Here is a 20562-nt window from a genome sequence, read left to right on the forward strand (position 1 = left end):
TCACTCCTGCCGCAGCGCCTCCAGCTGGTCCAGGAACCACTGCTGCGGCGGGAGCGCGGTCGCCGCCTCCGCCAGCCGCTTCGTACGGCCGGCCCGCTCGTCCGAACCCATCGACAGCGCCTCGTGCAGCGCCTCCGCCGTGGCCACCACGTCGTACGGGTTCACGACGATCGCGTCCTCGCCCAGCTCCTCGTACGCACCCGCCTCCCGCGACAGCACCAGCGCGCAGCCGTGGTCGGAGACGACGGGGACCTCCTTGGCGACCAGGTTCATGCCGTCGCGGATCGGGTTGACCAGCGCCACGTCCGCCAGCCGGTACGCGGCGAGCGAGCGCGCGAAGTCGTCGTTCACGTGAAGCAGGACCGGCGTCCAACTCTCCGTGCCGTACGCTCCGTTGATCTCCGTGGCCAGGGTCTGCACCGCCGCCGTGTAGTCGCGGTAGACCGACAGGTCCTGGCGTGAGGGATAGGCGAAGGCCACGTGGACCACGCGCTCGCGCCACTCCGGGCGGGTCTCCAGCAGGGTCCGGTAGGCGTGCAGGCCGCGCACGATGTTCTTGGACAGCTCGGTGCGGTCCACCCGCACGATCGTCTTCCTGTCCTCGCCGACCTGCTCCCGCAGCGCCTCCATCCGCTCGTCCACGTCCGCCTCGCGCGACCGCCGCCGCAGGAAGTCCGCGTCGGCGCCGAGCCCGTGCACGCCGACCCTGGTCCGGCCCGTCCCGCCGAGGATCTCCGTACAGCAGCCGATGAACGCGTCCGCCCACCGCCGGGTCAGGAACGCGGCCCGGTCCGCGCCGAGGATGCCGCGCAGCAGCTGCTCACCGATGTCGTCGGGCAGCAGCCGGAAGTAGTCCACCGGCGCCCACGGCGTGTGCGAGAAGTGGCCGATCTTCAGGTCCGGGCGCAGCTCGCGGAGCATGCCGGGGACCAGGGCCAGGTGGTAGTCCTGGACCAGGACCGCCGCCTCCGGGCCCGCCTCCTCGGCGAGTGCCTGGGCGAAGGCCCGGTTGTACGCCTCGTACGAGGCCCACTGGCGCCGGAATTCGGCGTCGAAGACCGGCTCCACGGGCGTCTGGTAGAGCAGGTGGTGGACGAACCACAGCACCGAGTTGGCGATGCCGTTGTACGCGTCGGCGTGCACCTCGGCGTCGATGTCCAGCATCCGTACGCCCGGCTCACCGACCCCGCGCCGCACCGCCTCGCGGTCGCCGTCGCCGAGGGCCGCGCAGACCCAGAGCTTGTCGTCGACGGCGCTCAGCCCGGAGACGAGCCCGCCGCCGCCGCGCTTGGCGTCGAGCGTTCCGTCCTCGCCGAGCGTGTACGTGATCGGGCCGCGGTTGGACGCGACGAGGACCTGGGCGGTGGAGGTGGGTGTGTGCTCGGTGACCATGTAGCGGAACCTAGCCCGTAAGGGAAGCCGCCAAACGCCTCAGAGCCTCACGCCGCCCACCGCGCCCGCGTACGCCTCAGGACCGCCGGACCGCCCCACGCCTCCTCGCGCCTCACGCTGCCTCGCGCCATCGCACCTCACGCCGCCCACCGCTCCGCGTACTCCGCGATCTCCCGCATCGGCGGCCGCTCCTCCGTGTCCACCGCATGTGTGCGCGGCACGAACCCCTCCTCGGCTCGCTCGAACTGCGTCAGCGCCGGCCGCACCAGATGGCCCCGGGAGAGCCGCAGCTGTGCCGTGCGGTAGATCGCCGCCGCCATCCGGCCCAGCGCCTGCCCGTCCTGGTGCCGGTGGCGCCGTACGCCCACATCCACCTGGCCCAGCGCGTCCAGACCCACGGTGTGCAGCGCGTCCACCAGGAGCCCCAGCTCCACTCCGTAACCGACCGGGAACGGCAGCCGCTCCAGCAGCGAGCGCCGCACCGCGTACTCGCCGCCCAGCGGCTGCACGAAGCCGGCCAGCTGCGGCCAGTGCAGATTGAGCAGCGGACGTGCCACCAATTCGGTGACGCGGCCGCCTTGGCCTGCGGTGTCACCGAGCGGACGGTCGTACATCGCCTTGACGAACTGCACGGCGGGGTCCGTGAGCAGCGGGCCGACCGTTCCCGAGACGAAGTCCGCCGAGAAGTCCCTCAGGTCCGCGTCGACGAAGCAGACGATCTCGCCGCTGGTCACCAGGAGCGACCGCCACAGCACCTCGCCCTTGCCGGGCAGCGCTGGAATCCGCGGCAGGATCGCGTCCCGGTGCACCACCCGCGCGCCCGCCGCGCGCGCGGCGGCGGCGGTGGCGTCGGTGGAACCGGAGTCGATCACCACCAGCTCGTCGACCAGCCGGACCTTCTCCATCAGCTCGCGCCGGATCGTCGCCACGATCGCGCCGACCGTGGCCTCCTCGTTCAGCGCGGGCAGCACCACGCTCACCGACGTACGGTGCGGATCGGCGGCCCGGGCGTCGGTGAGCCGGTTCAGCGGGCGGTCGGCGGACGACCAGGAACGCCTGGTCAGCCAGCGTTCCACCTCTTCGAGCACGGTCGGGACTCCTCGTGTGTGAGCGGTATGTGATCCATCTCGCCGTTCGGACGACTATCTCAACAGTCCGGTCCTTCGGTTACAGTCTTGAACAACGCGGATGACCGTCGCATGTCGGGGTCCGTCCGCAGACAAACGCCTGGATCGAAGATCCAGTGCCACAGAGCTCATCCAGAGGGACTGAGGGAACGGCCCGTTGAAGTCCCGGCAACCCTCCTACCGACCGCGAGGTCACGGTGGGGAAGGTGCCAATTCCGTCTTGTGGCGAAATGCGCCGCAAGGAAGATGAGGAGAAAGGGCCTCCGCCATCATGGCTGTTCAGACCATCGCAGGTAATGCCACCACCGCTTCCGTGGACCTCGGTCCCGCCGCGGCGCTTTCCTGCCGCGAGTGCGGCGAGCGTTTCGAGCTCGGCCCCCTTTTCGCCTGTGCGTCCTGTTTCGGGCCACTGGAAGTGGCGTACGACCTGCCGACCGGTTCCGCCGAGGAGCTGAAGAAGCGCATCGAGGCCGGCCCGAACAACATCTGGCGCTACGCCCCGCTGCTGCCGGTTCCCGCCGATGTCGCGGAGAAGCCCAACATCAATCCCGGTTTCACCAAGCTGGTCAAGGCCGACAACCTCGCCCGCGAGCTGGGCGTGACCGGCGGTCTGTACGTCAAGGACGACTCCGGCAACCCGACGCACTCCTTCAAGGACCGCGTCGTCGCGATCGCCGTCGAGGCCGCCCGCGCCTTCGGTTTCACCACGCTCTCCTGCTCCTCCACCGGCAACCTGGCCGGAGCCGTCGGCGCCGCCGCCGCCCGCGCCGGACTGCGCTCCTGCGTGTTCATCCCGCACGACCTGGAGCAGGGCAAGGTCGTCATGGCCGCGGTGTACGGCGGTGAGCTGGTCGGCATCGAGGGCAACTACGACGACGTCAACCGCTTCTGCTCCGAGCTCATCGGCGACCCGCTCGGCGAGGGCTGGGGCTTCGTCAACGTCAACCTGCGGCCGTACTACGGCGAGGGCTCCAAGACGCTGGCGTACGAGATCTGCGAGCAGCTCGGCTGGCAGCTGCCCGACCAGATCGTCATCCCGATCGCGTCCGGCTCCCAGCTGACGAAGATCGACAAGGGGTTCCAGGAGCTGATCAAGCTCGGTCTGATCGCGGACAAGCCGTACAAGATCTTCGGCGCCCAGGCCGAGGGCTGCTCGCCGGTGTCCGCCGCCTTCAAGGCCGGCCACGACGTCGTACGGCCGCAGAAGCCGAACACCATCGCCAAGTCGCTGGCCATCGGCAACCCGGCGGACGGCCCGTACGTCCTGGACATCGCCCGTCGCACCGGCGGCGCGGTGGAGGACGTGAACGACGAGCAGGTGGTCGACGCGATCAAGCTGCTGGCGCGCACCGAGGGCATCTTCGGCGAGACGGCGGGCGGCGTGACGCTCGGCGTGACGAAGAAGCTGATCGAGGCCGGCGTGATCGACCCGGCGCTCACCACCGTCGTCCTGAACACCGGTGACGGGCTCAAGACGCTCGACGCGGTCTCCGCGACCTCGCAGGCGACGGCGACCATCAAGCCGAGTCTGGACGCGTTCCGCGCCGCGGGCCTCGCCTCCGCCTGACCACACCGACCGCAGCAGCCAGAAAGGCGTCCGCCATGAGCGTCAAGGTCCGCATCCCCACCATCCTCCGCACCTACACGGGCGGCCAGGCCGAGGTCACGGCGGAGGGCGCGAAGCTCTCCGAGGTCATCGAGTCCCTGGAGAAGGACCACCCGGGCATCGCCGCCCGCGTCCTGGACGACCAGGGCAAGCTGCGCCGCTTCGTCAACGTGTACGTCAACGACGACGACGTCCGTTTCGAGGGCGGGCTCGACGCGGCCACGCCCGACGGCGCCGGCATCTCGATCATCCCGGCCGTGGCCGGCGGCTGCTGATCCGACCGCCCTCAGCTGAACCACAGTTGCCCTCTCCGCCACACAAAGCGGAGGGGGCAATTCTGCATGGTTGAGCACGGTACAGTTGGGGAAGGCCCCTTCGCTGCGCGTGCCGCCCGCATATGAGAATGCGCCCGGCCCCGATAAGAAGCAGCCAAAGTGCGTGAACCCCTTGAGGCATAAGTGGCCTTTGCCTGGTCCGACTTGCCCGTAAATTTCAGCAATCCCGCATATTCGGGCGTTCGCCTGTGCCCAGAATTCTCGTCCGATTGACCTGTTGCAGAGGGCAGTTGGGCGGATACATTCGGCCGCGGTCGACGCGCTGCGGCGCCGCGCACCCTCTCCTGTCGGAGGGTGAGTTCCGACCCGGGCCCGCGAAGTGCGGTCCCGTGCAAGGGCCAGTTATAGGGGAGTTAGGCATGGCTCAGGGCACCGTCAAGTGGTTCAACGCGGAGAAGGGGTACGGCTTCATCGCGGTCGACGGTGGTGCGGATGTTTTCGTCCACTACAGCGCGATCCAGATGGACGGGTACCGCACCCTCGAAGAGGGTCAGCGAGTTGAATTCGAGATCTCGCAGGGCCAGAAGGGGCCCCAGGCCGACATGGTCAAGCTCGCCGTCGGCTGAGTCCGGCGCGGCCGTCCGACGTCACTACTCACGCACGCAGGGCCCGACCCCGGAGTGATCCAGGGGATCGGGCCCTTCGTGCGCGCCCGGACCGTATGGCCGGCCCTGGCCTGAGGCGCTTGCACTCTCGGGGGTCGAGTGCTAATCATTGGCGTTAGCACTCTCCAGGTGAGAGTGACAGAAACTTGGACCGGGCCGGTGAGGCCCGCAGGCGCGGTGGGGCAAGGAACCACCACGCACGCAGGCCGTCCGTCGCGGGCGCCTCTCGGTCCGGAGCAATCCACCCCTGTCCGGGAGGACCACTTCACATGGCCAAGATCATCGCGTTCGACGAGGAGGCACGGCGCGGTCTCGAGCGCGGGATGAACCAGCTCGCCGACGCCGTCAAGGTCACCCTCGGCCCCAAGGGCCGTAACGTCGTCCTCGAGAAGAAGTGGGGCGCGCCCACGATCACCAACGATGGTGTGTCCATCGCCAAGGAGATCGAGCTCGAGGACCCGTACGAGAAGATCGGTGCGGAGCTGGTCAAGGAGGTCGCCAAGAAGACGGACGACGTCGCCGGCGACGGTACGACCACCGCCACCGTTCTCGCCCAGGCTCTCGTCCGCGAGGGTCTGCGCAACGTCGCCGCTGGCGCCAACCCGATGGCCCTCAAGCGCGGCATCGAGAAGGCCGTCGAGGCCGTCTCCGCCGCTCTGCTGGAGCAGGCCAAGGACGTGGAGACCAAGGAGCAGATCGCTTCGACCGCCTCCATCTCCGCCGCCGACACCGAGATCGGCGCCAAGATCGCCGAGGCGATGGACAAGGTCGGCAAGGAAGGCGTCATCACCGTCGAGGAGTCCCAGACCTTCGGTCTGGAGCTCGAGCTCACCGAGGGCATGCGCTTCGACAAGGGCTACATCTCGGCCTACTTCGCGACCGACATGGAGCGTATGGAGGCGTCGCTCGACGACCCGTACATCCTGATCGTCAACTCGAAGATCGCCAGCGTCAAGGACCTGATCCCGCTGCTGGAGAAGGTCATGCAGTCGGGCAAGCCGCTGCTGATCATCGCCGAGGACGTCGAGGGCGAGGCGCTCTCCACCCTGGTCGTCAACAAGATCAAGGGCACGTTCAAGTCCGTCGCCGTCAAGGCCCCGGGCTTCGGCGACCGCCGCAAGGCCATGCTCGCGGACATCGCCATCCTCACCGGCGGCACCGTGATCTCCGAGGAGGTCGGTCTCAAGCTGGAGAACGCCGGCCTGGACCTGCTCGGCCGCGCCCGCAAGGTCGTCATCACCAAGGACGAGACCACGATCGTCGACGGTGCCGGTGACAGCGACCAGGTTCAGGGTCGCGTCAACCAGATCCGTGCCGAGATCGAGAACTCCGACTCGGACTACGACCGCGAGAAGCTCCAGGAGCGCCTCGCGAAGCTGGCCGGCGGCGTGGCCGTCATCAAGGCCGGCGCCGCCACCGAGGTGGAGCTCAAGGAGCGCAAGCACCGCATCGAGGACGCGGTGCGCAACGCCAAGGCCGCCGTCGAGGAGGGCATCGTCGCCGGTGGTGGCGTGGCTCTGCTCCAGGCCTCGGCCGTCTTCGACAAGCTCGACCTCACGGGCGACGAGGCGACCGGCGCCAACGCCGTGAAGCTCGCGCTGGAGGCCCCGCTCAAGCAGATCGCCGTCAACGGTGGTCTCGAGGGTGGCGTCGTCGTGGAGAAGGTCCGCAACCTGCCGATCGGTCACGGCCTCAACGCCGCGACCGGTGAGTACGTCGACATGATCGCCGAGGGCATTCTCGACCCGGCGAAGGTCACGCGCTCCGCTCTGCAGAACGCCGCCTCCATCGCCGCGCTCTTCCTCACCACCGAGGCCGTCATCGCCGACAAGCCCGAGAAGGCCGGCGCGGCCGCCCCGGGTGGCATGCCGGGCGGTGACATGGACTTCTGATCGGGTCCGGTTCGCGCCGGTCGATCGAAGCTCCACGCACGTCCCACAGGGGCGGTCTCTCCTTCACCGGAGGTGCCGCCCCTGTGGCGTGTCCGGAGTTGCCGGGACGCTGCGGGGGACGGTCGGTGAGTCCGTACGCGTACGAGTGCCGTACGGGTACGAGGACGGGTGTCGTACGGGTACGGGGGACGGGGCGGGCATGACGGCACGCGGGACGATCGTCCGCTACGGCGTGATCCCGCTCCTGCTGGGCACCGCACTGGCCGCCTGGGTCGGTCACGCCGTGCGACAAAGGTCACTGTCCCGGGCGTGAGCGGACGGCGGTCAGGGCTGTGGGGGCGCGCTCCGCGACGCTCCGGTGCCGGTGCACTGACCAGGACAGCGCTGGGACGGCAGGGCCGGCGCGGCGGCGATGACCCTCGGAGGCCGGGCCGCACGGTACTGGAACTGTCTGCCGGTCGTTAAACTGCCGTTCGGTAAAAGGACGGCTTCGAGCTATCCTTCGGCGTGCTGAAGCACGCCGGCCAGGCGAGTGGGCGGTGGGTGGGAAGCGGCGGATGTTCCTGACCGGGCAGAGGTATCGCACTCAGGTCACGACTGGCTCCCCCGGCTTCCCGACGGTAGAGAGGAAAGAATGTGACTGTTCGTTCATTCGCACGCAGAATGGGCCCGCGAGTACAGCGGAAGGCCGCGGAACAGTCATGGCGGATGCGTTCGGCGCGCAACCGGCGGAAGGCCGTCAGCGATCAGCCCGGTGTCAGCAGAGTCCTGGTGAACGGCCAAGAACTGTACGGGCGTGTCGTGCAGGGGTTCTCGGCCGCCGAGGCGGCCGCGCAGAACCTGGAGATCGCCACCCGCGCGCTTGAGCGGGCGGGTATCTCGTACTTCCTCGTCCCCGGCATCTCCAAGGTCCGCTACACCATCGGTGTCAACGAAGCGGACCGCGGTCGCTTCCACGACGCGATGGAGGAGGAGTACGCCGGGAAGGCGGTCTTCATCGGGCAGCCGACGGTGGGGCGCGTCCTGAAGCGTCCCGCTCTGTATCTGGACGGCAAGCTGCCGTCGGTCCTCCTGACGGCCTCGGTGCTGCGCGTGGGCGAGATCCACCTCGGGCCCGCGGGCCAGGTGCTCGGTGGGCCCGAGATCGGGTGCGACGTCGAGTTCTGGAAGAGCGGGGCCGAACTCATCGCCGGGCCGGACGGGGAGCGGGAGCTGGCCAAGATCCAGCCGCAGGCGTCCGCGGACATCTTCAGCCAGTCGCTGATCGCGCCGCGCCGCAACCGGGTCGCGGAGGTGCTTCCCAACTCCGAGCAGGAGCTGGCGAGTCGTCGCGTCGGCGACCGGGACGTACCGACGTTCGCGTCGTTCGCCGTCCCCACCATCGGCGACGTGACGTTCCCCGTCGACGTCGTCTACACCTGGGTCGACGGTGAAGAGCCGGCCATGCGCGAGAAGCGGGCGCGGTACAAGGGCCAGGGCACCGCCGAAATCCTGGACAAGGAAGTCAACGCCTCCCGCTACACCAGCCACGACGAGCTCAAGTACTCGCTGCGCTCGCTGCAGATGTACGCGCCGTTCGTGCGCAACGTCTACATCGTCACCGACGGACAGACGCCGAGCTGGCTCGACCCGGACGCGGACGGCATCACCGTCGTCGATCACCGGGACATCTTCCCCGAAGGCGTCCTCCCGGTCTTCAACTCCCACGCCATCGAGACCCGGCTGCACCACATCCCGGGCATTTCCGACCACTATCTCTACTTCAACGACGACGTGTTCGTGGGCCGTCCCGTCACGCCCGAGGCCTTCTTCCACGCCAGTGGTGTCATGAGGGTTCCGGTGTCGCCGCTGAAGATCGGTGTCGGCAAGCCGCACGCCGAGGAGACGGCGACGAACTCGGCGAGCAAGAACGTGCGCCGGCTGCTGATGGAGAAGTTCGGGGCGCTCACCACGAACAACTTCATGCACACGCCCCTTCCTCAGCAGCGCAGGACGCTGCTGGAGCTGGAGGAGATGTTCTCCGGGGACATCGCCCGGACGACCGCGTCGCGCTTCCGCTCGCCGCAGGACGTGGCGCTCACCGCGCCGCTCCTGTACCAGTACGCGCTGATCACCGGGAAGGGCATTCCCGGCAAGTTCAGCTTCCGGTACGTGAACATCAGCCGCGAGGACGCGGACCAGAGGCTGGAGAACCTTCTCGCGACGCGTCGGTTCAGCTTCTTCTGCCTCAACGACGTCGATGTCGCTCCGGAGCAGCGCGAAGAAGTCAGCATGCGCATGGACGGTTTCCTCGAGCAGTATTTCCCGTTCCCCAGTTCGTTCGAAAGGCGACCTGATGGAACACGGGAATGAGCCTCATACGCAGGAGGGCCTCGCGCGTCTGGCGCGTGGGCACACGGGCCGCCCGCAAGGTTGAGAGGGGGGCGGTCGCGCCGATCTGGCGCATACGTGTCTCCCGGCGGCGAGCCGCGCTGCGACGGGTCCGTCCCGATGTGGTCCCCGTCGCCGTGGGCCGAGTGCATGTTCTCGGTGCGCAGGCGAAGAGCTACGTCTCCACCGATGCCGCGGCTCAGTCGCTGAAGCTCGTCTCTGACGTGCTGGAGGCAGCCGGCATTCCCTACTTCCTGGTGCCGGGCCGCGACTGGCTGCGGCACGTGGTCGGCGTGGAGAAGAAGCACCGGTCGGCCTTCCTGGACGCGGCGACCCGGGAACTGTCCGGGACGCCTGTCTACCTGGGAGCCGTGGACCAGGGCGACAGCCTGTCCGTTGCCGGACACTGCGCGGACGGCCGGCTGCCGCAGGCCGTCCGCGAGGCCGAGGTGCTGCGTATGGGCGTGGTCCACCTCGGCCCGCACGGCCAGGTGCTGGGCGGGTTCGCGGACGGCTGCGACATCGAGTTCTGGCAGCACGGCGAGAAAGCCGACGGCTCCGCCGGCGACGACGGGAAGCTGTGGTTCAGCGTCCCGGGCAGCGAGCTCACGGACACGTTTGCGGAATCGCTGGTAGCGCCTCGCCTCAACCGGATATCGGAGGTGATCCCGTCGGAGGCTCAGAAGCCGGCGACGGTCACCGTGAGCGGCCTGCAGATACCGACCTTCCAGCCGTTCGCCCAGCGGACCGTGGACGAGGTCTCGTTCGCGGTCGACGCGGTCTACACCTGGGTCGACGGCGACGAGCCGGAGCTGGCGGCCAAGCGGGAGGCCTACCGGGGAGGCTCGTCCGCCATCGCCGGGCGTGAAGTCGGGATGTCCCGCTACACCGACAGCGACGAGTTGCGGTACTCCCTGCGGTCGCTGGAGATGCACGCCAGCTTCATCCGGCACGTGTATCTGGTGACGGACGGCCAGACGCCGTCCTGGCTCGACGTGAACGCGCCCGGTATCACGGTCGTCGACCACCGGGACATACTCCCGGCGTCGGCGCTCCCGGTGTTCAACTCGCATGCCATCGAGACCTGTCTGTACCGGATAGACGGGCTCTCCGAGGACTACCTGTACCTCAACGACGACGTGTTCTTCGGCCGGCCCGTGCGCGCCGAGCACTTCTTCCACGGCAACGGCATCGCCCGCATCCCGTTCTCCCCGTACAAGCTGGGTCTCGGCCTCCCGCACAGTACGGAGCCGGCCCCGAACTCGGCGGGCAAGAACGTGCGCCGGGTCATCCAGAAGCACCACGACCGGTTCATCACGAACAAGTTCCTGCACACTCCGCACCCTCAGTCGCGCGCGGTCATGCGGGAGATAGCGGAAGCGGGCTTCCCGGAGCTCGAACGCACGACGCACTCGCGGTTCCGCTCGACGGCGGACGTCGCGATGGCCGCGACCTTCCACCACCACTGGGCGATCCTCACCGGACGGGCCGTTCCCGGCGACTACTCCTTCCGGTACGTCGACGTCGGCAGGCCGGACCTGCACGAGAGGCTCGCGCGGCTGAGGAAGCACAACGATGTCGACTTCTTCTGCCTCAACGATGTAGACACCGCTGTCGCGGCCCGGGACTCGATCCGGCGGGCCGTGGACGGCTTCCTGGAGTGGAAGTTCCCCTTCCCGAGCCGCTTCGAGCGGTCCTGACGACTACTCCGCCGACGCTGTAGAACGCCCGACGCCGTAGAACGCCCGACGCCTCAGGGCGTCCGGCGCTGGCGAGCACGCCCGGCTGCGCACGCCCGGAAGTCGGCTTGGCCGAATGATTACTTGTAGTGCTCATTCCTGTACGGCAGTGCGGTTTCGCGTGAACGCCGGATTTCGGTGGCGCGCACGGTGCGGGTGGGATAGGGCCGCTGCGGGGCCTGTGGCGGCGCGTACGGCCCCGGTTCCTTCGTCCCGTCGCCGCCGGTTCGATCTCCTGGCAGCTCACTGCCTTGTGCGAGGGCCACGTACAGCCATTGGTCCAGTCCACTGAGCTGAGACAAGGCGTCGGTGTGCGACTGCACATGCTGACCGGTCGGTTCCTCCGCAGGCCGTCCGGCGGTCGCCGACACGCCCTTCCCGCTCGCGCTATCCGGCCAACTTCGCACGGTAAGTCGGAATCACGCGTACCGGTCCGGCAGCGGGACATGATGGCTCTGGTGTTCACCGGGTTAACACCAGTCTCAGTGATAACTCCAGTTATGCGGACGCCAGTTGGGCATAACGGTCGTCAACCGCACAGAAGGAAGGTGTCATGAAGCAGCAGAAGAAGGCTTACGTGAAGCCGTCGCTGTTCAAGCAGGGCGACTTTTCGAAGAAGACCGCCGGTTACTTCTACGGCTCGTACAAGGAGTACTGGGTCCGGCGCATCATCTGATCCGCCGACCGGTTCCCTCTGCACGGTGTGAGAACTTCCGAAAGGTGAAGATGCCCGGCCTGCTGCGTGACTACTTCGTCGTCCTGCCGGACAGCGTGGCGGCCCGCGCGGTGGCCGGGCAGCTTCCCGCATCGGAAGCGCCGGAAGCCTCGGCGGCGCCGGCGGCGGTGGGCGGCGTCCTGACCGTCGTCGCCCATCCGTCCGGCCGTCCCTGGGTCGTCGCCCGTCCGCTGGTCCGCCAGGTCAGCCACCTCCGCCGAGGCGACGACGCCCTCGTGCTCATCGGCCCGGACCTGATCCCGGAGGCCGTGCTCGCCGGCCTCCTGGAAGGCGCGCGCGACCGGACCGGCCTGGAGCGCCGTCTCGCCCGGCTGCCCGGCCTCCACCACGTCATCGCCCACCTCTCCGGCGAGACCTGGATCCGGGGCACCGCCTCCGGCCTGCGCCGGATCTACCACGCGCGGCACGCCGAGGCCGGAACCATCGCCTCCGACCGCCCGGCCGTCCTCGCGCACCTCACCGGCGCGCCTCTGGACGACGGCGCGCTCGCGCTCCGCATGCTCGACTTCCTGCCGCACCCGCTGAGCCGGCGCGTCCTGTGGCGGGGCGTGCACGAGACCGGGGCCGGGTACGGACTGGCCCTGCCCGTCGCAGCACCGGGCACGGCCGCCGCTCCCGGCCCTCGCGAATACCGCTGGTGGGAGCCTCCACCGCCGGAACTGCCGCTCTTCGAGGGCGCCCGAAGACTCGGAGAGGCCGTCGCCGCCTCCGTACGGGCCCATGTCGGCGGCCTGGACCGGATCAGCTGCGAGCTCTCCGGCGGCCTGGACTCCACGACCCTCGCCTTCGCCGCCCGCGCGACCGGCCCGGCGGAGCTGTCGCTCCTCACCGTGGCCGCCAGGGACCGCTACAGCGAGGACGAGACCTGGGCGCGCAGAGCGGTGGAGGAGGCGGGCAGAAGTGCGGCCACCTCGACCCTGGCCCACCACATCATCCCCGCCGACCAAGCCCCGTACTTCTACGCCGACCTGGCCGCCACCTCCGCCGAGCTCAACGACGAACCGCTCCCCGTCGCTCCCGGCCGCGCCCGTGCGCACCTGCTCCTGAGCCGCGCGCACGCCACCGGTTCCCGCTACCACCTCACCGGCTACGGCGGCGACGAACTCTTCCTCGGCCTGCCGCACGCCTACCAGGACCTCTTCCACGGCAACCCGCTCACCGCCTGGAACCACCTCAGCGGCCTGCGCCACCAGCTCGGCTGGCCGCTCCTGCCGACGCTGAAGGCCCTGCTGAACCGCTCCACCTTCCCGCGCTGGCTGGCCGGCGCGGTCACCACCGAACCGCAGCCCGTCACCCGCACGCCGCTCCTCTCCTGGGGCGTACGCCAGTCGCTGCGCCCGTGGTTCACCGACCATGCGAACGCGCTGATCACCGAGGAGTTCGGGGCGGCCGCCGCCGAGCAGGCCGAGCCGATCGACCGGTGGCGTGGGCGGCATGTGGACATCGACGCGGTACGGATGGGCGCGCGGCACTTCCAGGCGATGGAGGACATCGGCATGACGATCGGGCTGCCGGTCGCCGCGCCTTTCTACGACGACCGGATCCTGGAGGCGACCCTCGCCGTACGCCTGGCGGACCGGATCAGCCCGTGGCGCTACAAGCCGCTGCTGGTCGAGGCGATGCGCGGAGTGGTCCCGGACGCGCTGCTGGCCCGTACAACGAAGGACCACATGTCCTCCGACGAACACCAGGGCCTGCGCCAACACGCGCCGGAGCTGGCGGACTTGTGGACCGGTTCGCGCCTCGCCGACCGAGGCCTGGTCGACGCCCGCCACCTGCTGACGCTCGCCGCCGAACCCTTCTCGCCGGTGCTGGTCGAGCACTCGATCAGCTCGACGGTGGCCGGCGAGACCTGGCTCCGGACAGCCGAGAGCGCCACCGGGCCCACACCCGGTCACACCTCCACGACCCTTTCCACCAGCGAGGCATCCCTGTGAAGCTCAGAAAAGGCATAGCCGTCACGACGACCGAGTACGGAGGCGTCCTGCTCGACGAAAAGGACGGCAGCTACTGGCAGTTGAACGACACCAGCGTGATCGTGGTCGAGACCCTGGCGGCGGGAAAGGCTCCTGAGGCGGCCGTCGAACGCATCGTCGCCGAGTTCGACGTGGAGCGCGCGGAGGCGGAGTCGGATGTGGCCGAGCTGACCCGCCAGCTCGTCCAGGCGAAGATCCTGCGCCCATGACCACCGAGATGACGATGCCGCGCCGGGGTGCCGGGCCGGGAGGTGTACGGCTGCGCGCCGCGATCGCCGCCGCGTTCGTCCTGGCCCGCCTCAAACCGGGCCGCCTGCGCCGGGTGTTGACCCGGTGCGGCAGAGGCGCGCGACCGGCGACGTACGACGAGACGCTGGAGATGTACGAGGCGGTCACCGCCACCAGCCGCCGCTGCGCGGGCCGTTACGGCTGCCTGCCGCGCTCGGTGGCCATCGCGCTGGTGTGCCGGATGTCCGGAAGCTGGCCGGACTGGTGCGCGGGGGTCCGGACGGCACCGCCGTTCTCACCGCATGCTTGGGTGGAGGCGGAGGGCCGCACGGTCGGCGAGCAGGCGGAGTCGGCCGATCTGCGTCCTTTGATGGTGGTGACGGTACGCGAGGAGGTTCCGGGTGAGCGCGGTGGCGGGAACGGCGACGGGGGCGGGGCCGGACAGGCTGCCTGAAGGGGCGCGGGAGGCGGGGCGCGAGGAGACGCCGGTCCGAGACGGCGCGGGCCCGTCCCCTCTCCGTCTCCTCCTCACCCGCGTCCGCCCTCACCGAGGCGTACTGATTCGCGCAGGCGTCCTCTCCCTCGCCGGTTCGGCCGCCGGTCTCGCGATGCCGCTGATGGCGAAGTACGCGGTCGACGCGTTCGCCGCCGACCGCTCGCCGGTGGCCCCGCTCATCGCGCTCACCGCACTGGTCCTCGCGGGCGCCTGCCTCTCCGCGTACGGGCGTTACCTCATGGCCCGTACGGGAGAAGGCGTCGTACTCCGAGCGCGCGACCAACTCGTGGGCCGCATCATGCGGTTGAAGGTCGCGGCGGTGGACCGCCTGACCCCCGGCGACCTGCAGTCGAGGGTGACCAGCGACACGACCCTCCTCCGAACCGTCCTCTCCAGCGGCCTGGTCGAGTCGTTCAACAGCGTGCTGATGCTGCTCGGGACGATCGCGTTCATGGCGTACATGGATGTGACGCTGCTGGGCGTGACGCTGGTGGTGATCGTCGGTATCGGAGCCGTGACCGCCTTGCTCATGCCGCGCATTCAGCGCGCGCAGCTCCGCGCGCAGGAGTCGGTCGGCGCGATGGGCGCGGCGCTGGACCGGGTGCTCCAGGCGTTCCGTACGGTCAAGGCGAGCGGTGCCGAGGAGCGCGAGACGGCGGCGGTCGCGGAAGCGGCGCGGCATGCGCACGACCGAGGTGTGTCGGTGGCGAAGTGGTCGTCGGTCTCCGACGTCACGATGATGATGTCGATCCAACTGGCCTTCCTGGCCGTGCTGGGAGTGGGCGGAGCGAGGGTCGCGTCGGGCTCGCTGGAGATCTCGTCGCTGATCGCGTTCCTGCTCTACCTCTTCTATCTGATGGGCCCGATCGGCGGCCTGGTGGAGGGCTGGACGGGCCTGCAGAGCGGCCTGGCCGCCGTACGCAGGATCGACGAGGTGGAGTCGCTGCCGGGCGAACGTGCCGGCCGGCCCGGCAGCGTACCGGGCGAGGGGACTCCGCTGCGGGTCACCTTCCAGGACGTGACCTTCGGATACGGGGACGAGCGCGCGCCGGCGCACAAAGGCGTCACGTTCGCGGTCCCGGCCGGCGGGATGGTGGCGCTGGTGGGCCCGTCGGGTGCGGGGAAGTCGACGGTGTTCAGCCTGCTGGAGCGGTTCTACGACCATGATGCGGGGACCATCGCGCTGGACGGCCGGGACATCAGGGACTGGCCGCTGGCGGAGCTGCGGGCCTCGCTCGCGTACGTGGAACAGGACGCGCCGGTCCTGGCCGGAACGCTGCGGGAGAACCTGCTCTTCGCGGCACCGGACGCGCCGGAGGACCGGCTGACGGAGGCGGTGGCCCGGACCCGCCTGGACGCCTTGGTCGACCGGCTGCCGGACGGCCTGGACACGGCGGTGGGCCACCGTGGCGTCACCCTCTCCGGCGGCGAACGCCAGCGCATCGCCATCGCCCGCGCCCTGCTGCGCCGTCCGCGCCTGCTCCTGCTGGACGAGGTGACGTCACAGCTGGACGCGGTGAACGAGCAGGCGCTGCGTGACGTGATCTTCGAATTGGCGGAGCAGACAACGGTGTTGGTCATCGCTCACCGCCTCTCCACGGTCCGCCACGCCGACCGCATCGTGGTCCTGGAGGAGGGCCGGGTCCGCACGGCGGGCACACACGAGGAGCTGATCGCGTCGGACGACCTCTACCGCGAACTGGCGACGACGCAGCTGGCGGCGGCGGATGTGGAGACGCGGTGAGGGGTCAGCGGGCGTAGTCCTTGAGTTCCTCGGTGTCCAAGGTGATGTCGACCGGGCCGGGAACAGGCACCGTGTCGCCGTACCCGTAGGCCGTCCGCTGCCGGTAGCGGCCCTTCTCCGGCTCGCTGTACACGACGAGGGTTTCGTGATCACGGTCGATGGGGAGATAGACCGGGATGCTCGCGGCGGCGTACCCGTCGCGCTTCTCCGTGCGGTCGCGCCTGTCGGTGTCGTGATCGTGTGAGGTGACTTCGACGGTCATGAGGATGTGGTCCGGACTCGACCACTCGCCGTCACCGGCGAAGCGGCCCGCTCGGGCGAGGGTGCCGTCCGGCCGGGCACGGCCATTGCGGTATCCCCCGATCCGCGGCCCGCGCTCCCGGTACAGCCGCAGCTCCGGCTGCTGCTGCATGCACTGCATCGCGACCCACATGATGATCTCGTCGTGATCCCCGTCCGGCAGGGGCTTGACCTCTAGCATTCCGTTGATGAGCTCAAGCGTCACGGTCTCCGGCGCCGAGCGGGCGAGCTGCTCGAACTCCTCGACGGACAGCTGGGCGCGCGGTGCGTGATCGGCGGTGCTGGGGGTCATGGCGTCGCTTCCTCCCCTCCATCGTGCCCTGCCGAATCTGCGGATGAGCTGCACGGTCATCGGTATGTCCTCTCGGACCGGGGGATCAGCCCCGCCGCCGGTCGCGGGCTACGTCCACCGGCTGATGACCGACCGCCGCACGGCCCCGCCCGGCGCCGGCCGCGCACTCCTGGCCGAGGCCGAGCGCCGGATCGCCGCGTCCGGGAGGGAGCTGTGCCGCCTGGACTGCCTGACGTCGAACGACCGGCTGCGCCGGTACTACGAGGAGGCGGGGTATGTGGTGGTCGGCGAGCAGGCCGGGAAGAACGGGGACGGCGGGCGGACGTACGGGGTGACGTTGCTGGAGAAGCGGGTGGTGCGGGCGGGTTGAGCTCCGGGCGCCGGTCCGCCGGGGCCGAGGCGCGGCGGCCCCGTACCGGCGGAGTCCTGATCAAGGCGATCCGGGACCCGCTTCTCCTGGCCGGGGCTCTTCGGGTGCTGTGCCGACCGGTCCTGTAGCAACCGTTCCTGTGGCGACCGTCACTCCGGATTCTCCGCCGGTGATGTAGACCGGATGCCCGGCGGCGGGCGTATACCCGGTGAAGCGAAAGATCCGGGAGCAACTTTGACCGTCGAGGAGTTCGAAGAGTTCTACGCCCAGGCGGTCGCGCGTCTCACAGGCCAGTTGTACGTGATGACGGGGGATCTCCAGGAGGCGCAGGACGTCGTGCAGGAGGCCTTCGTCAAGGCGTGGGTCCGGCGCGGCCGGCTGGAGCGGGACGGGCAGCCCGAGGCGTGGATCCGTACGGTCGCGTGGCGGCTGGCGGTGAGCCGGTGGCGGTTCCGGCGGCGCTCGGCGGACGCGTGGGGCCGGGGGAGCGGTGCGGCGGAGCATGTCGCGCCGCCGGACCCGGACCACGTGGTGCTGGTCGACGCGCTCCGGGAGCTGCCCGCGCAGCAGCGGCGGACCTTGACCCTGCACTACCTGTGCGACCTCACGGTGGAGCAGATCGCCGGTGAGACCGGGCTTTCCGCCAGCACGATCAAGACGCATCTGGTCCGAGGCCGGGCGGCACTCGCCCACCGTCTGCGGGACCCCCGCATGGAGGAGGCTCCTGATGTCTGAACCACGGGAACCGTCACGCCCGGAGGAGTCCCGGAGCGCGCAGGACCCTTTGCGGTCCCTGTTCCGGCAGGCCGGAGACTTCGGCCAGGGCCGCGTGGTCGCGGAGCCGGCCACGTACATCACCGAACGCGGCATGCGCGCCCAGCGACACCGGATGGCGGCGCTCGCGGTGGGCGTCTGCCTGGTCATCGGCGGTGGCGGCGCGGCCGCGGTCGGCCTGCTCCCGACTCCTCCGACGCCCGCGCCTCCGGCGACGACCCCGTCACCCAGCTACCCGTCCCCGGCACCGTCACCACCGACCGGGACACCGAAGCAGCCGCCGACGCCCAGCCGTACGGCGCCGGGGACGGCGGGTTCCGAGCTGGGGTCGTACCCGCCTGGTTCCGATCCGGGGTCGACCGCGCCCGAGGGCATGCCGACGACGGAGGGCAGGCGGACGACGGAGGCACCGACGGCTTCGTGGTCGACATCCACGTGGGCGCCCGGCTCGACGGCGACTTCGACACCGGCCTCGACGCTCGGAGCGACGTCGATGCCGTGATCGCGGGCGGCGGCGGCCCGACTCCCGTACGCCCTCCACCTCGCCTGCTTCACCTCCCCGTGCCCCGGCGGCTCCACCGGGCGATCCCGCACGCCTTGACGCATCCGAAAGGTGCCCGAGTGTCTATCTCGCCTCCCGGCCTACGGCCGGCCGAGCCACGGTCCGGCGCCACCTCCGGACCACAGGTGAGCCGGTCGGTCAGGCCCGTACCGTACGGATCCGAGGCGACCGCACGCGGCAGCCGGCCGTCCTGGCTCACGGCCGCCGACCGCCGAGTGCTCCAGCTCTACCTCCTGACCCGCATATCCCTGTGGATCACGGCCCACGGCGCCCGGTGGCTCTTTCCCCGGGGCTCGGACGTACGGGAGGCGGCGCCGGTCCTAGCGCCGTTCCAGCAGTGGGACGCGAACCACTATCTGCACATAGCGCGCGACGGCTACTTCCCGGCCGACGCGGGCCCGTGGACGGCTGGTTGGGACAACCGGGAGGCCTTCTTCCCCGGCTACCCGATGCTCCTGCGGGCCGTGCACGTCATCGTCCCGGACTGGACGGCGGCGGGCCTGCTGATCTCGCTGGTCGCGGGAGCGGTCGCCGTCCTGGCGCTGTCGCGCATAGCCCGCGCGTACGTCCCCGAGGACGCCGACGGCCACCGTACGGTCCTGTTCTTCCTGCTCTCCCCGTGCGCGGTCTTCCTGGCGGCCGGCTACACGGAGGCGCTGTTCCTGGCGTTCGCGCTCCCGGCCTGGCGGGCAGCTCAGCGCCAACGATGGGCGTGGGCCTGCCCGTTGACCGCTCTGGCGACGACCGTGCGGGTCAGCGGCCTGTTCCTGGCGGCGGCGATAGCGGTGCTGTTCGTGTTGTCGGCGAGGACCCGGCGCGACTGGCGCGGGACGGCCTGGCTGGTACTGCCCGCGCTGCCGCCACTGGCGTACAGCTGGTATCTGCACGCGCACACGGGCGACTGGATGGCGTGGAAGCACGCGCAGGAGCGCGGCTGGTACCGCGAGTTCCACACTCCGTGGGAGGCGTGGACGAACACGTGGAACGCGGCGTTCGGCGGCGTACACACGACGGGCTATGCGGCCATGTTCCAGGCGGAGTTGGCGGCGATGGTGGTGGGCCTGGTCCTGGTCGCGCTGCTGGCACGGCGTCGCCGCTGGCCGGAGGCGGTGTACGTGGCGCTGAGCCTGTGGGCGCTGGGAACGTCGTACTGGTACACGTCCGTACCTCGCGCCACGCTGCTGTGGTGGCCGCTGTGGATCGGCCTGGCGGCGGTGAGCCTGCGGCGCCCGTGGTTCCGGACGGCGTACCTGTGCGTGACGGTGCCGGTGAGCGCGCTGGTGGCGCTGGCGTTTCTCACGGGTCGGTGGGCGGGGTGAGGGAGAGCGGTGTTCGCCTCACCTCACAGAACAGATCTCAGCGCCAGGGGGCGGCTGAGCGTGCCGGAGCCCGAAGTCAGGTCGGCTCGGCGGGATGACATGTTCGGATCTCCTTGACCAACTGCTCGATGAACTCGGCTGTCTGCTCTGGAGAGAGCGCCTTGTCTCGCTGCAAATCGTAGGACAGCCGCAGCTCCTCGACGCGTCCTGAGTCCTCAACCAGTTCACCGGACTTGCTGCCCTCCAGGTAGGCCACCGCCTTGCCGTTGGCCAGCCACAGGACGGTCAGTGAACCACCCATCAGATCGTGCAGACCTGCCGAGAACGGCAGTAGTTGAAGCGTCACGTTCGGCCGCTTCTGCCATTCCAGCAGGGCCTCCAGCTGTTCCAGCCAGACGGCCGGCTGCGAGGCCGCCCGGCGGAACACCGCTTCGTCGAGCAGCGCCCGGAAGTACGGAGCGTCCTCACCTTCCAGGATGGACTGGCGGCTCATGCGGGCGTCGACGTCCTCCTGCAGTGCCGCCGCTTCCCGGGGGCGCGCGTGCTGCAGCACCTCCGTCGCGTACGCCCTCGTCTGGAGCAGTCCCGGAATGGTGCTGCTCGCGTACTGATACTGGACCGTCGCTTCCCGCTCCAGCCTCACGAACCGCTGGTACCGGCTGCCGAAGGCGTCGTCCCGGGCCAGCTCCCAGAGCTGTT

General features: G+C 69.8%; 19 protein-coding genes, 1 pseudogene and 1 riboswitch. Of the genes and pseudogenes, 15 read left to right on the forward strand and 5 right to left on the reverse strand.

Annotation, left to right across the window (positions count from 1 at the left end; translation table 11 throughout):
* Positions 1 to 1392 (reverse strand): trehalose-6-phosphate synthase, encoded by a 1392-nt coding sequence (locus tag ABZ267_RS28065; RefSeq protein WP_356755251.1) that lies wholly within the window; start codon positions 1390 to 1392, stop codon positions 1 to 3.
* A 137-nt stretch (positions 1393 to 1529) separates the two neighbouring features.
* Positions 1530 to 2480, reverse strand: coding sequence for a glucosyl-3-phosphoglycerate synthase (locus tag ABZ267_RS28070; RefSeq protein WP_356755253.1), 951 nt, complete (start codon positions 2478 to 2480; stop codon positions 1530 to 1532).
* A gap of 164 nt (positions 2481 to 2644) precedes the next feature.
* Positions 2645 to 2772, forward strand: a riboswitch (SAM riboswitch).
* 18 nt (positions 2773 to 2790) lie between these two features.
* Between ABZ267_RS28070 and thrC the strand changes: the two genes are divergently transcribed.
* The 12 genes from thrC (at position 2791) to ABZ267_RS28130 (ending at position 16246) form a co-directional block, all read left to right on the forward strand.
* Positions 2791 to 4086: a threonine synthase gene (gene thrC / locus ABZ267_RS28075; protein WP_356755255.1), complete on the forward strand. Its 1296-nt coding sequence runs from the start codon at positions 2791 to 2793 to the stop codon at positions 4084 to 4086.
* Between the two features lie 35 nt (positions 4087 to 4121).
* Entirely contained in the window at positions 4122 to 4400 is a 279-nt protein-coding gene (locus ABZ267_RS28080) for a MoaD/ThiS family protein (RefSeq protein ID WP_161263294.1), read from the forward strand.
* A 419-nt stretch (positions 4401 to 4819) separates the two neighbouring features.
* Positions 4820 to 5026 (forward strand): cold-shock protein, encoded by a 207-nt coding sequence (locus tag ABZ267_RS28085; protein WP_003967346.1) that lies wholly within the window; start codon positions 4820 to 4822, stop codon positions 5024 to 5026.
* 308 nt (positions 5027 to 5334) lie between these two features.
* Complete coding sequence (gene groL / locus ABZ267_RS28090; RefSeq protein ID WP_356755258.1) at positions 5335 to 6957, forward strand: chaperonin GroEL; 1623 nt, start codon at positions 5335 to 5337, stop codon at positions 6955 to 6957.
* Positions 6958 to 7045: 88 nt separating this feature from the next.
* Positions 7046 to 7270 carry a hypothetical protein gene (locus ABZ267_RS28095; RefSeq protein WP_356755260.1) on the forward strand — a complete coding sequence of 75 codons (225 nt, stop codon included), beginning with the start codon at positions 7046 to 7048 and terminating at the stop codon, positions 7268 to 7270.
* Positions 7271 to 7728: 458 nt separating this feature from the next.
* Entirely contained in the window at positions 7729 to 9309 is a 1581-nt protein-coding gene (locus ABZ267_RS28100; RefSeq protein ID WP_356755262.1) for a stealth family protein, read from the forward strand.
* 164 nt (positions 9310 to 9473) lie between these two features.
* Positions 9474 to 11027: a stealth family protein gene (locus tag ABZ267_RS28105; RefSeq protein ID WP_356899731.1), complete on the forward strand. Its 1554-nt coding sequence runs from the start codon at positions 9474 to 9476 to the stop codon at positions 11025 to 11027.
* Positions 11028 to 11619: 592 nt separating this feature from the next.
* Complete coding sequence (locus tag ABZ267_RS28110; RefSeq protein ID WP_018511015.1) at positions 11620 to 11742, forward strand: keywimysin-related RiPP; 123 nt, start codon at positions 11620 to 11622, stop codon at positions 11740 to 11742.
* A 50-nt stretch (positions 11743 to 11792) separates the two neighbouring features.
* Entirely contained in the window at positions 11793 to 13739 is a 1947-nt protein-coding gene (locus ABZ267_RS28115) for an asparagine synthase-related protein (RefSeq protein WP_356755329.1), read from the forward strand.
* Positions 13736 to 13987: a lasso peptide biosynthesis PqqD family chaperone gene (locus ABZ267_RS28120; RefSeq protein WP_356755265.1), complete on the forward strand. Its 252-nt coding sequence runs from the start codon at positions 13736 to 13738 to the stop codon at positions 13985 to 13987. The genes ABZ267_RS28115 and ABZ267_RS28120 overlap by 4 nt, the downstream gene beginning before the upstream one ends.
* A complete protein-coding gene (locus tag ABZ267_RS28125; protein WP_356755267.1) occupies positions 13984 to 14460 on the forward strand; it encodes a lasso peptide biosynthesis B2 protein in 477 nt (158 codons plus the stop codon). Before ABZ267_RS28120 ends, ABZ267_RS28125 begins: the two co-directional genes overlap by 4 nt.
* Entirely contained in the window at positions 14453 to 16246 is a 1794-nt protein-coding gene (locus ABZ267_RS28130) for an ABC transporter ATP-binding protein (RefSeq protein ID WP_356755331.1), read from the forward strand. The genes ABZ267_RS28125 and ABZ267_RS28130 overlap by 8 nt, the downstream gene beginning before the upstream one ends.
* A 4-nt stretch (positions 16247 to 16250) precedes the next feature.
* On the opposite strand, the gene ABZ267_RS28135 is transcribed toward ABZ267_RS28130, so the two are convergent.
* On the reverse strand, positions 16251 to 16838 hold the full coding sequence (locus ABZ267_RS28135) for a Uma2 family endonuclease (RefSeq protein WP_356755269.1): 588 nt from the start codon (positions 16836 to 16838) through the stop codon (positions 16251 to 16253).
* A 94-nt stretch (positions 16839 to 16932) separates the two neighbouring features.
* On the opposite strand from ABZ267_RS28135, the pseudogene ABZ267_RS28140 reads away from it, so the two are divergent.
* Positions 16933 to 17208: pseudogene (locus ABZ267_RS28140) on the forward strand (GNAT family N-acetyltransferase); the annotation flags it as partial.
* A 234-nt stretch (positions 17209 to 17442) separates the two neighbouring features.
* Positions 17443 to 17943 (forward strand): SigE family RNA polymerase sigma factor, encoded by a 501-nt coding sequence (locus ABZ267_RS28145; RefSeq protein ID WP_356755271.1) that lies wholly within the window; start codon positions 17443 to 17445, stop codon positions 17941 to 17943.
* Between the two features lie 270 nt (positions 17944 to 18213).
* Here the strand turns inward: ABZ267_RS28145 and ABZ267_RS28150 are convergent, their stop codons facing one another.
* Entirely contained in the window at positions 18214 to 18537 is a 324-nt protein-coding gene (locus tag ABZ267_RS28150; RefSeq protein ID WP_356755273.1) for a hypothetical protein, read from the reverse strand.
* A 132-nt stretch (positions 18538 to 18669) separates the two neighbouring features.
* Between ABZ267_RS28150 and ABZ267_RS28155 the strand changes: the two genes are divergently transcribed.
* The gene (locus ABZ267_RS28155) at positions 18670 to 19863 is read left to right on the forward strand and encodes a mannosyltransferase family protein (RefSeq protein WP_356755275.1); all 1194 of its coding nucleotides are present in this window, start codon (positions 18670 to 18672) and stop codon (positions 19861 to 19863) included.
* A gap of 76 nt (positions 19864 to 19939) precedes the next feature.
* On the opposite strand, the gene ABZ267_RS28160 is transcribed toward ABZ267_RS28155, so the two are convergent.
* On the reverse strand, positions 19940 to 20506 hold the full coding sequence (locus ABZ267_RS28160) for a DUF5753 domain-containing protein (RefSeq protein ID WP_356755277.1): 567 nt from the start codon (positions 20504 to 20506) through the stop codon (positions 19940 to 19942).
* Between the last annotated feature and the right edge of the window lie 56 nt (positions 20507 to 20562).

The sequence above is a fragment of the Streptomyces sp. NPDC006174 genome, assembly GCF_040614075.1.
Taxonomy (GTDB): domain Bacteria; phylum Actinomycetota; class Actinomycetes; order Streptomycetales; family Streptomycetaceae; genus Streptomyces.